At 48.1% G+C, this 11,706-nt stretch carries 9 protein-coding genes, 3 tRNA genes and 1 other annotated feature; of the genes, 11 read left to right on the top strand and 1 reads right to left on the bottom strand.

Features of this window, described 5'->3' with window-relative positions:
- The first annotated feature begins 23 nt into the window (after positions 1-23).
- The 11 genes from CV945_RS15205 (at position 24) to CV945_RS15155 (ending at position 9,855) form a co-directional block, all read left to right on the top strand.
- Positions 24-99, top strand: a tRNA-Lys gene (locus CV945_RS15205).
- Positions 100-103: 4 nt separating this feature from the next.
- A tRNA-Gly gene (locus CV945_RS15200) sits at positions 104-175 on the top strand.
- Between the two features lie 7 nt (positions 176-182).
- Positions 183-255, top strand: a tRNA-Ala gene (locus CV945_RS15195).
- 151 nt (positions 256-406) lie between these two features.
- Positions 407-1,306: an arginase gene (gene rocF, locus CV945_RS15190; RefSeq protein ID WP_033011736.1), complete on the top strand. Its 900-nt coding sequence runs from the start codon at positions 407-409 to the stop codon at positions 1,304-1,306.
- Positions 1,307-1,494: 188 nt separating this feature from the next.
- On the top strand, positions 1,495-2,058 hold the full coding sequence (gene sigW / locus CV945_RS15185) for an RNA polymerase sigma factor SigW (protein ID WP_033011737.1): 564 nt from the start codon (positions 1,495-1,497) through the stop codon (positions 2,056-2,058).
- A 14-nt stretch (positions 2,059-2,072) separates the two neighbouring features.
- Positions 2,073-2,684, top strand: coding sequence for an anti-sigma-W factor RsiW (gene rsiW / locus CV945_RS15180; RefSeq protein WP_044745135.1), 612 nt, complete (start codon positions 2,073-2,075; stop codon positions 2,682-2,684).
- A gap of 72 nt (positions 2,685-2,756) precedes the next feature.
- Positions 2,757-3,578 (top strand): diadenylate cyclase CdaA, encoded by an 822-nt coding sequence (gene cdaA, locus CV945_RS15175; RefSeq protein ID WP_033011740.1) that lies wholly within the window; start codon positions 2,757-2,759, stop codon positions 3,576-3,578.
- A complete protein-coding gene (locus tag CV945_RS15170; protein ID WP_100660099.1) occupies positions 3,571-4,809 on the top strand; it encodes a CdaR family protein in 1,239 nt (412 codons plus the stop codon). Before cdaA ends, CV945_RS15170 begins: the two co-directional genes overlap by 8 nt.
- Before the next feature lie 28 nt (positions 4,810-4,837).
- On the top strand, positions 4,838-6,187 hold the full coding sequence (glmM, locus tag CV945_RS15165; RefSeq protein WP_033011742.1) for a phosphoglucosamine mutase: 1,350 nt from the start codon (positions 4,838-4,840) through the stop codon (positions 6,185-6,187).
- 524 nt (positions 6,188-6,711) lie between these two features.
- Positions 6,712-8,514: a glutamine--fructose-6-phosphate transaminase (isomerizing) gene (gene glmS / locus CV945_RS15160; protein WP_100660098.1), complete on the top strand. Its 1,803-nt coding sequence runs from the start codon at positions 6,712-6,714 to the stop codon at positions 8,512-8,514.
- A gap of 504 nt (positions 8,515-9,018) precedes the next feature.
- The gene (locus tag CV945_RS15155) at positions 9,019-9,855 is read left to right on the top strand and encodes an aminoglycoside 6-adenylyltransferase (protein ID WP_100660097.1); all 837 of its coding nucleotides are present in this window, start codon (positions 9,019-9,021) and stop codon (positions 9,853-9,855) included.
- A 318-nt stretch (positions 9,856-10,173) separates the two neighbouring features.
- Here the strand turns inward: CV945_RS15155 and trpS are convergent, their stop codons facing one another.
- Positions 10,174-11,169 carry a tryptophan--tRNA ligase gene (gene trpS, locus CV945_RS15150; RefSeq protein WP_077429744.1) on the bottom strand — a complete coding sequence of 332 codons (996 nt, stop codon included), beginning with the start codon at positions 11,167-11,169 and terminating at the stop codon, positions 10,174-10,176.
- A 121-nt stretch (positions 11,170-11,290) separates the two neighbouring features.
- Positions 11,291-11,542, bottom strand: a binding site (T-box leader).
- Positions 11,543-11,706: the final 164 nt, after the last annotated feature.

Raw genomic sequence — 11,706 nt, 5'->3', positions numbered from 1 at the left:
TCCTAGGGTGTTATCCAACTCATGAGCCATTAGCTCAGTAGGTAGAGCATCTGACTTTTAATCAGAGGGTCGGAGGTTCGAGTCCTCCATGGCTCACCATGGCGCGGAAGTAGTTCAGCGGTAGAACACCACCTTGCCAAGGTGGGGGTCGCGGGTTCGAGTCCCGTCTTCCGCTTTGGAACGGGGCCTTAGCTCAGCTGGGAGAGCGCCTGCTTTGCACGCAGGAGGTCATCGGTTCGATCCCGATAGGCTCCATAAACAGCAACCTGCTTTTTGCTGACAAAGCAGGTTGCTGTTTTCTTTTGTTATGGTCAGCATAAATATTCAAAATTTTGTCAAGTTGAGTCATCTCTTTTCTTTCCCTACAATAAAGGTGTAGAGGGAAAAGGGAAAGGAGAGAAACAGCATGAAGCCAATCTCGATTATCGGGGTGCCGATGGATTTAGGGCAGACGCGCCGCGGCGTCGACATGGGGCCGAGCGCGATGCGTTACGCTGGAGTCATTGAACGGCTTGAACGCCTTCATTACCATATTGAAGATTTAGGAGACATTCCGATCGGCAAGGCGGAGCGGTTGTCCGAGCAAGGGGATCCGCGGTTGCGCAATTTGAAAGCGGTTGCGGATGCGAATGAACAGCTGGCTGTCGCCGTCGATGAGGTCGTTCAACGCGGGCGCTTTCCGCTTGTGCTGGGCGGCGACCATAGCATCGCCATTGGCACGCTCGCCGGGGTGGCGAAACATTATGAGCGGCTTGGGGTTATTTGGTATGATGCGCACGGTGATGTCAATACGGAGGAGACGTCGCCCTCTGGAAACATTCATGGCATGCCGCTGGCGGCGAGCCTCGGGTTTGGTCATCCGGCGCTGACGGGAATCGGTGGATACAGCCCGAAGATCAAACCAGAACATGTCGTATTGATTGGAGTCCGTTCGCTCGATGAGGGAGAGAAGCGGTTTATTCGCGAAAAAGGAATCAAAATCTATACGATGCATGAGGTTGACCGCCTTGGGATGACGAAAGTGATGGAAGAGACGATCGCGTATTTGAAAGAGCGAACGGATGGCGTCCATTTGTCGCTTGACTTGGATGCGCTTGATCCGAGCGATGCGCCGGGTGTTGGGACGCCGGTGATCGGTGGGCTGACGTACCGGGAAAGCCATTTGGCGATGGAAATGTTGGCGGAAGCGCAAATCATCACTTCTGCCGAATTTGTCGAGGTGAACCCCATTTTGGATGAACGGAACAAGACCGCCTCGGTTGCTGTGGGGCTGATGGGTTCATTGTTTGGAGAGAAGCTGATTTAGCACGCTGGTCCGACAGCGGAAGCAGCGAATCGTTGTTGTTGAAGGCAATGGTGGAAGGGGGAACGCCATATTAGGTTTGCCCCCCTTCTTTTTTTCGTTCTATGGTACAATAAATATGTTGTGTGAAACTTTTCCCGGTGGAGTGCCGTAATACACGGTGAGCCGTAAGGGCGGGGGTATTGGATTGTATGGATTTGTTCATTAAAAAACGAATTAAGGCGATCCGAAAAGGCGACCAAAATGCGTACGCTGATCTTGTCGACTTGTATAAAGATAAAATTTACCGCCTTTGTTATCGAATGCTCGGCAACCGGCACGAGGCGGAAGATGCGGCACAAGAGGCGTTCATCCGCGCTTATGTCCATATTGATACGTACAACCCGGAAATGAAATTTTCCACATGGCTGTACCGGATTGCGACGAATTTAACGATCGATAAGCTGCGGAAACGGAAGCCTGATGTGTATTTGGATGAAGAACTAAACGGTACGGACGGATTGACGATGCAGGCGCAGCTTCCTTCACGCGAAGCGTCCCCTGAAGAGGCGGTCGAAAGCTTGGAACTGCAGGAGACGGTTCAACGGGCGATTGATCAGCTGCCGGAAAAATACCGGAGCGTGATCGTGCTGAAGTATATTGAGGATCTGTCGTTGCAAGAGATTAGCGAGATTTTAGAGTTGCCAGTCGGCACAGTGAAAACAAGGCTGCATCGCGGGCGTGAAGCGCTGCGCAGACAACTTGGCCATCTATAAGAGGGTGAGAAACGATGGAATGTCCGAAGGAAATCGTATCGCTGATGCATAGCTACTTTGACGGCGACATTCATCCGGACGAGGAACGGCAGTTGACAGAACATTTGCGGTCATGCGCCGCTTGTGCTGCCCATTTTTATGAACTAAACAAAACGATCGCTTTTCTGCAATGCGCCTCTCATATTACAGTGCCGTCCTCGTTCACGGCAACCGTGATGGGAGCCATGCCGAAAGAGAAAAAGGCTGCGCGGCTGCGCCGCTGGCTGCATGCGCATCCCATACTGACGGCTGCCTCCCTGTTTTGTCTGCTCACAGTCGGCAGTTTTGCCTCCTCATGGAATGAAAGAGGAGCATTTTCCGTTTCGGCTGATGAACATGTCATCATCCGCGATCATACAGTGATCGTGCCGGAAGGGCAAACGGTTAAAGGGGATATTACAGTGCGCAATGGATCGATTCGGATTGAAGGAACGGTCGATGGGGATGTGACGGTGATCCACGGGAAGAAATATATGGCGTCTGCTGGACAAGTAACCGGGGAAGTAGAAGAAATTAATCAAGTGTTTGAATGGATTTGGTATAATATTAAAGAGAGGGTTCACCATGCGCTCCAATCCCTTGAATGATGGCAGCCATCGTCCGATGGCTTTTTCCATGACCATCGGAAGGTTGGAATTAGAGATAAAGGAAGTGTGAAGATGTCCTTCGAAGAGCTCCCCATCGTGTCGTATTTGTTGAAAGTGGTCGATATTCTTGTTGTTTGGTACGTCATTTATAAATTGATTATGATGATTCGCGGGACGAAGGCCATTCAGTTGTTAAAAGGCATTTTTTTAATTATTCTAGTCCGCTTTGTGAGCAATTACCTCGGATTGACGACGCTGCAATGGCTGATGGATCAGGCGATCATTTGGGGATTTCTCGCGATCATCATTATTTTTCAGCCGGAATTGCGGCGCGCCCTCGAGCAGCTTGGCCGTGGACGGCTGTTTACACGCAGCACAGTCAATGAAGACGAGGAACGGCTGCAGATGGTGGAAGCCATCGTCAAAGCCACGGAGTATATGGCGAAGCGGCGCATCGGGGCGCTCATTTCGATCGAGCGGGAAACCGGGATGGGTGATTATGTGGAAACGGGGATTACGCTTAACGCACATGTATCGCCGGAGCTGCTCATTAATATTTTCATTCCGAACACCCCGCTTCATGACGGAGCGGTGATTATTCAAAAAAATCAAATCGCTGCGGCCGCTTGTTATTTGCCGCTATCGGAGAGTCCGTTCATTTCAAAGGAACTCGGGACGCGCCATCGGGCGGCGCTCGGCATCAGCGAAGTGACGGACAGCGTCACCGTTGTCGTGTCGGAAGAGACAGGAGCAGTATCGTTGACGAAAAACGGCGAGCTGTACCGTGATTTAACGATCGATGAGTTTCGGGAGCTGTTAACGGGGGAACTTGCTCCTGCGACGAAGGCGTCCGCTTCTTCCCGTTGGCAGTGGAGGGGGAAGAAACATGGATAAGTTGATGGACCATCCTTGGTTTATTCGTGTCGTCTCTTTATTGCTGGCGATTATGCTGTATATGTCGGCCAATGTCGGGGCGAAAACAGGGGAAACGCGCAATACGTTTGGCCAGGAAGATACGGAAACGTTGATCGATATTCCGGTGGTCGCTTACTATGATGAAGACAACTTGGTCGTATCTGGCGTCCCGAAATACGTGAACGTCACGCTCCAAGGCCCGGCAAGCATCGTCAAACCAACGGCTTTGCAGCGAAATTTCGAGGTGTACGTCGATTTAACCGATTTGCCGTTAGGAACATACACGGTGCCGATCAAATACAAGGACATCTCGGAAAAGCTGAAGGTGAATATCCAGCCGGCTTCAGTGAAAGTGACGATCCGTGAAAAAGTATCGAAACGCTTTTCGGTCGGCGTCGAATTTTTCAATCGAAACAAAATGCCTGACGGCTACTCTGTCGGAGAGCCGACCGTAAAGCCGGGCGCTGTGACGATTACCGGAGCGAGAGAGCTGATTGACGAGATTTCGTTTGTCAAAGCGATCGTCGACTTGGAGGGAGCGACGGAAACGCTGACGAGGGAAGCACGGGTTCGGGTGTATGACCGGCACGGCAATGAAATGAATGTCGAGCTGCAGCCATCGACCGTTGAAGTGACCGTTCCGGTGGAAAGCCCGAGCAAAACGGTGCCGATTCAAGTGGGGACAACCGGGGAGCTGCCGGATGGGGTGCATCTTGTCAGCGTTGATCCGGAGCCGGAGCGGGTGACGATTTATGGGCCGAAGGATGTGCTGAACCGTATTGACAAGCTGGAAGGGTTGACCGTTGATTTGGACGATATTACGGATGATTCGACGGTAGAGCTCAACGTTCCGCTCCCTGATGGGGCAAAAAGCGTCAATCCAGACAAAATCAAGGTGCATATTGATGTAGAAAAAGATGTCACACAAACGTGGAAAGACGTGCCGATCGCTGTCGTCGGCTTGCCGGATTCATACAAAGCTGAATTTGTCAAACCGCTTGAAGGCAAAATTACGATCCGCCTTGTCGGTCCGCCCGATGCCGTCCGTGGGTTGACAAAAGACGATATTCATTTGTATGTCGATGTGAGTGGACTTGACACTGGTGAACATCAAGTTCCTATTCAATGGAACCACCCTGAACAAGTCCAATGGCAGCCGTCATCAGAAACGGCGATGGTTCACATTAGCGAAAAAGCAGTTGCACAATAAATTGTACAAGTAAGGAGAGAGTGACCGAATGGGCAAATATTTTGGCACTGATGGTGTACGTGGAGTCGCAAATCGCGAATTGACGCCAGAGTTGGCATTTCAAATCGGCCGCTGCGGCGGATATGTGCTGACGAAAAGCGTTGAGCGCCCGAAAGTGCTGATCGGGCGCGACACCCGCATTTCCGGCCATATGCTGGAAGGCGCCCTGGTCGCCGGGCTTTTGTCGATCGGGGTCGAGGTGATGCGCCTTGGCGTCATTTCCACCCCGGGCGTCGCCTATTTGACGAAGGCGCTCGGAGCGCAGGCCGGCATTATGATTTCCGCCTCGCACAACCCGGTGCAAGATAACGGCATTAAATTTTTCGGTCCGGACGGGTTCAAGCTGTCGGATGAGCAGGAAGCCGAAATTGAAGCACTCATCGACAATGGGGAGGATATGCTGCCGCGGCCGATCGGGGCTGGGCTTGGGCAAGTAAACGACTATTTCGAAGGCGGGCAAAAGTACTTGCAGTATTTAAAACAAACGATCGATGAAGAAGATTTTTCCGGGATGAAAATCGCCCTCGACTGCGCGCACGGGGCGACGTCATCGCTGGCGACGTACTTATTTGCCGATTTGGATGCGGATGTCGTGACGATGGGGGCGTCGCCCAATGGGCTCAACATTAACGAAGGGGTCGGGTCCACCCATCCGGAAGCGCTCGCCGCATTTGTCAAAGAAAAAGGAGCGGATGTCGGGCTCGCCTTTGACGGCGACGGCGACCGTCTCATTGCCGTCGATGAGAACGGCAACATCGTCGATGGCGACCAAATTATGTACATTTGCGCCAAATATTTAAAAGAAACCGGCCGCCTCAAGCACCAAACTGTCGTCTCGACTGTCATGAGCAACCTTGGGTTTTACAAGGCGCTTGAGGCGCAGGGAATCAAAAGTGTACAAACGGCGGTCGGCGACCGCTATGTCGTCGAGGAAATGAAGAAGAACGGCTATAATCTCGGCGGCGAGCAGTCCGGACATATCATCTTCCTTGACTACAACACGACGGGGGACGGAATGTTGACGGCGCTCCAGCTTGTCAACATCATGAAAATCAAAGGCAAGCCGCTTTCCGAATTGGCGGGGGAAATGAAAAAATACCCGCAGCTGCTTGTGAACGTCCGGGTGGCCGATAAGGAAAAAGCAATGGAAAACGAACAAGTGAAAAAAGTGATCCAGGAAGTGGAGGCAGAGATGAACGGCAACGGCCGCGTTCTTGTCCGCCCATCGGGGACTGAGCCTCTTGTGCGCATTATGGCGGAGGCCCCGACCGAAGAAGCGTGCCGCGCCTACGTGGAGCGGATCGCCGATGTCGTCCGCCGTGAAATGGGGACGGAATAATCGACCGTCTGGACAACCACCCTATGCATAAACGGAACGTTCCCTTTCGTTTATGCATAGGGTATTTATATAAATAGTTGACGCCGCTGGGAATGTCCTGTAATATTAACGTTGTTGCCTTTTTCTTGAAAGGAGGCGATGGCAGGGCGAAGAGCGGAACATGGTGAAGTGATGGCTTGCCGCAACCGTAGGCATGGCCAACAAAGCAAAAAGGTGGTTGGTTGTTGCATCGGTTTTGACGAGACAAAAGCGCCTGGACTAAGCGTTGGACGGAAGAACGCTTAGTTGACGAGGAGGAGGTTTATCGAGGTTTTCGGCGGATGCCTCCCGGCTGGAGCGATGACAGCCGCAAGTCCTCTCTTAAAACAAAGGGGCGACCCTTTGCACAAAGGGGAGGATGTCATCGCGCAAATCGAAAGGGGAGTCTGCCGCATTGACGGTGAGGCCCCGTTGTTCTTTGACAACTGAACATGGAAGGATCTCATTAGCGGCAGCCTCCAAGATGAAAAGGAGGAACATTTGCCATGTGCGGCATTGTTGGCTATATCGGTTATCAAGATGTGAAGGAAATTTTATTGCGCGGATTGGAAAAACTCGAGTATCGCGGCTACGATTCGGCGGGGATCGCTGTGTTGAACGAAAGCGGCGTGCATGTGTTTAAGGAAAAAGGACGGATTGCTGATTTGCGCCGCATCGTCGACCCGAACGTCAACGCGACGGTCGGCATTGGCCATACACGCTGGGCGACACACGGGGCGCCAAGCCGAGTGAACGCCCACCCGCATCAAAGCGCTTCAGGCCGTTTTACGCTCGTGCATAACGGCGTCATTGAGAACTATGAAATGGTCAAGCGCGACTACTTGGCCGATGTCACATTCCAAAGCGACACGGACACGGAAGTGATCGTTCAGCTCGTGGAAAAATTCGTCCGTGACGGGCTGACAACGGAAGAAGCGTTCCGAAAAACGCTCTCGCTGCTAAAAGGATCGTACGCCATCGCCATGATCGATGCACAAGACGAAAACACCATCTATGCGGCCAAAAACAAAAGCCCGCTTCTCGTCGGATTGGGTGATGGATTTAACGTCGTGGCGAGCGATGCGATGGCGATGCTCCAAGTGACGAATCAATTCGTCGAACTGATGGATGGGGAACTCGTCATCGTCACGAGCGAGAACGTCACGATTCAAACGCTAAACGGTGAAACGGTCAAACGGAAGCCATTTACGGCTGAGCTCGATGCGAGCGACATTGAAAAAGGGACGTATCCGCATTACATGCTGAAAGAAATTGATGAGCAGCCGTTCGTCATCCGCCGCATCATTCAAAAATACCAAGATGACAACGGTGAATTGGCCATTGACAAAGCGATCATCAATGAGGTGCTGAACGCCGACCGCCTGTACATTGTCGCGTGCGGAACGAGCTACCACGCAGGCCTTGTCGGCAAGCAGTTGATCGAGTCGTGGGCGAAAATACCAGTCGAAGTGCATATCGCCAGCGAATTTTCGTACAACATGCCGCTGTTGTCGGAAAAGCCGCTCTTCATCTTTATCTCGCAAAGCGGCGAAACGGCCGACAGCCGCGCCGTGCTCGTGCAAACGAACAAACTCGGCCATAAAGCGATTACGATCACGAACGTCCCAGGTTCGACGCTGTCGCGGGAAGCCGATTATACGCTCCTGTTGCACGCCGGCCCGGAAATCGCCGTTGCCTCGACAAAAGCCTATACGGCGCAAATTGCTGTGCTTGCGATTTTGGCCGCCGCGGCGGCAAAAGCGAAAGGCTTTGAGCTGGACTTTGACTTGACGAAAGAGCTCGCCATCGTCGCCAATGTGATGGAAATGCTGTGCGATGCGAAAGAGGAAATGGAGAACATCGCGAGCGACTACTTGACCCTGACGCGCAACTGCTTTTTCATCGGCCGCGCCGTTGACTACTATGTCTGCCTAGAAGGCGCGCTGAAGCTGAAGGAGATCTCGTACATCCAAGCGGAAGGGTTCGCCGGCGGCGAGCTGAAACACGGCACGATCGCCTTGATTGAGAACGGCACGCCGGTGATTGCGCTTGCCACTCAGGAGCACGTGAATTTGAGCATTCGCGGCAACGTAAAAGAAGTCGTCGCCCGCGGCGCGAACCCGTGCGTCATCTCGATGCGCGGCCTGGAAGGCGACGGCGACCGCTTTATCATCCCATCCGTCCATCCGGATCTTACGCCGCTTGTCTCCGTCGTGCCGTTGCAGCTGATCGCCTACTATGCCGCCTTGCACCGCGGCTGCGACGTCGACAAACCGCGCAACTTGGCGAAGAGCGTGACGGTGGAGTGAGCGGTTCATTGGTCGGAAAGATGTTGAATGACAAAAAAGTCGGGTACTTGACAAAAAAGTCGGGAACCGGACAAAAAAGTTAGGTACCGAACAAAAAAGTCGGGAACTGAAAGCCTGTTGGTGAATCCAGCAGGCTTTTGTTTTTTCTATTATCTGCGGAAAATAAAGTCGCATACTGAAAAATAAAGTTATATATTCAATAAAAGTGTTGGCGAATTTTTATGCCAACAATTTTTCCTTTATTTCCGATCAAACAAATATTTGAATAATAAAAGGCATTTTGAAAGTGTTTGTAATATTGTGGTAAATTGATTAAAATCGGTCTTATTTGATTTCTATGGAAGAATAAAATTTCTTTCATCATCTGTGATGCCGCGAAGCGATGCATGGGCATCTAACGGGCAGTATAATTAAAGAAGGAATCAAATGCTAAATATCTAATATATAAAATCAATATGGATTTATATTCTAAAAATATATTTTAGGGGAGTTGTTATTCAATGTGTGGGATTTGTAACTAGACACAAAGAAAGAGATTTAGAAATTCCAAAGCATCGTCAAGATTTAATGACTGCAATTGAAAAAGATTTATTTAATGACGATGATGTATTAGCGGTTTTTTATGGTGGTTCAATCGGGAGTGAAAACATGGATTTATATTCCGACATTGACCTCCGCATCGTTGTATTACCTGAAAAATTCCAAGCATTTATCTCGAACAAAAAAAATCGCCCTAAAAAGTGGGGAAATGTTCTTTATTTTGAGGATTTAGGTCCGTTTGTAACTTATTCAATCGCTCACTATGATTGTTTCGTTAAAGTGGATACATTTTATTATAAACCTGAAGATATTCAGCCTTCCGTATGGTTGAAAAATATAAAAATTATAAAAGATACGGATGGAATGTTGGCAGATATTTTAGATAAATCAATGGCTTTATCCTATGAACCAACAATTGAAGAATTGGAACTTTGGCGAACAAAGTTTTTTGCGTATTTTCATGAAGCTTATCGCAGAGTAATGAGAAAAGAGTATTATTATGCTTTGAAATGTATTGACAACTTACGTTTATCAATGGCAACAGCTTGGTATATGGAAGTAGGAATCCAACCAAATACGTTTGGTGATTGGGCAAAATACGAAGGGGAAAGAAGCAAGCTAGAAGCTTGGCAACTTTCCCTCCTTGAAAGTTGGGAATGTGGTAGAAATCCCCTTGAAATTATGAATGTGATGAAAAGTATAGTTCCAGAATTTAAAAGAGTTCATAAAAATCTTTGTAATAAGCTCGGAATCGAAGAAAATTCTGAATGGATTAATGGAATTATTGATATGGTTATTTAAGCAGAAACACCCGCACATTTTGCGGGTGTTTTGCTTACACCCATTTCTTTTTTAACTATCCCGAAAATTAGTATTTTCATCATTTGCTAGTGCCGTAAGCACGACATGGAGGTCTATCCTGAAAATGAATTTTTCATTATTCTGATGATGCCGCATAGATGCGGCATGGTTGTCTCCCTGGGAAGAACGAATGAACTTCCATCATCTGTGGTGAAGTTCGTTTCATGGTTGGCTAACGAAGCAGTTAGTCATAATAAACCGTTAATAAATTGATGAAGAAAAAGGTGTATCACTATTCGATACACCTTATTAAATCACTTAAAACATCCTTAATCCAATTGCCTTTCTAACTTCACTGATCACTTTTTGTGATGACTCTTTCGCTTTCATTTTCCCGTGTTCTAAAACATCATATACATCACTATCTGACAATTTTTTTCTTTTTTCTCTGAACGGTCCAACGATGGAATTGATCGAATCGGATAGAATGGATTTACATTGTACGCACCCTATCGTCGCATTACTGCATTGGAGCTGAATCTTTTCTAACGTTTCCTTTTCAGTAAAGTAAGTGTGCAAATGATAAACGTTGCACCCTTCTTTTGAAGGGTTACCTGCTTGATGTTTATAGATACGAGTAGGGTCAGAATATGCCTTCTTTACTTTTCGTTGAATGGTTTCATTGTCATCTTTCATACTAATATAACTGTCGGCGTTATCGGATTTACTCATTTTCCCTTTCCCTGAAAGAGAAGGAATACGAACAGCATTTTCCACAATCGGTCTTGGTTCAGGAAAAATATCTCCATAGAGTTGGTTAAATCTACGTACAATGGTCCTTGCTATTTCCAAATGAACCAATTGATCTTCGCCGACGGGCACAAATTTTCCTTTGTGTATAAGAATGTCTGCTGCCATCAAAACTGGATAACCTACTAATCCATAATTGACATTATCAGGTTGTTTTTTTGCTTTTTCCTTAAATGTCGGACAACGTAATAAATCCCCTAATGGCATTACCATGCTTAAATAAGTATGCAATTCACATATTTCCTCTGCAATCGAGGATTGGACATAAAATGTAGATTTATTTGGATCGAGCCCTGCTGCCAAATAATCTTTAGCAATTTCCAAAACATTTCTCGTTAAATCATCTGGTTTAGGGTGAGTAGTTAGTGAATGAATATCACTGATAAAAAAGTATGAATTGTACTTTTCCTGTAATTCAAGGATATTCTTCATTGCACCATAGTAGTTACCCAAATGTAATTCTCCTGTAGGTCTTATTCCTGATACTAATATTCCCCTATTCATCGAAATCCCTCCATTTTGTTGTAGTTTTAATGCTTTGAATTGAAAAAAACGTCCACCAGCCGTCTTCCATGACTAATCACTCCTTTTAGACAACTAAATAAAAAGGCTTTCCATCCACTTGCCAAAGGACGGAAAGCCGCGGTGCCACCTTTGTTCGTTTGTAAAACAACAAACGCACTTTTAGGGTACGGAAACGTAAATTACGTTTCGATACCTTGTCTCTTTTAACGGTGAGACTCTCCGCCAAAACCTACTCTAAATTTCGGTCTGGTTGCTCCGAAGCCCATTCAACATGGTTTCCACACTGATTTGCACCAACCATCAGCTCTCTGAAGTGTCCGCCATGCCTACTATTCTTCATCATCACAAAGATATATGGAATTTTTTTATCAGGCGTGTTGATTATCCAATAAAATCCAAAGGGTATAGAAAAAAGATCACCTTTCCTGTAGAATGTGAGTAGCGACACAAACAAACCCAGGAGGTGCTCTCTATGAACAAGCATACCACACTCCCGAATTTGATGCAAAAACTTGT

Source organism: Geobacillus sp. Manikaran-105 (assembly GCF_002809955.1).
GTDB lineage: Bacteria > Bacillota > Bacilli > Bacillales > Anoxybacillaceae > Geobacillus > Geobacillus thermophilus.
Note: the sequence above shows the minus strand (reverse complement) of the source record. Positions and strands in the feature narration are given on the sequence as shown.

Excerpts from the sequence above, each read along its gene's own strand:
- rsiW (WP_044745135.1), top strand. The coding sequence starts at position 2,073 with ATGGAATGTCCGAAGGAAATCGTATCGCTGATGCATAGCTACTTTGAC.
- rocF (WP_033011736.1), top strand. The coding sequence starts at position 407 with ATGAAGCCAATCTCGATTATCGGGGTGCCGATGGATTTAGGGCAGACG.
- glmM (WP_033011742.1), top strand. The coding sequence starts at position 4,838 with ATGGGCAAATATTTTGGCACTGATGGTGTACGTGGAGTCGCAAATCGC.
- CV945_RS15170 (WP_100660099.1), top strand. The coding sequence starts at position 3,571 with ATGGATAAGTTGATGGACCATCCTTGGTTTATTCGTGTCGTCTCTTTA.
- cdaA (WP_033011740.1), top strand. The coding sequence starts at position 2,757 with ATGTCCTTCGAAGAGCTCCCCATCGTGTCGTATTTGTTGAAAGTGGTC.
- glmS (WP_100660098.1), top strand. The coding sequence starts at position 6,712 with ATGTGCGGCATTGTTGGCTATATCGGTTATCAAGATGTGAAGGAAATT.
- sigW (WP_033011737.1), top strand. The coding sequence starts at position 1,495 with ATGGATTTGTTCATTAAAAAACGAATTAAGGCGATCCGAAAAGGCGAC.
- trpS (WP_077429744.1), bottom strand. The coding sequence starts at position 11,169 with ATGAATAGGGGAATATTAGTATCAGGAATAAGACCTACAGGAGAATTA.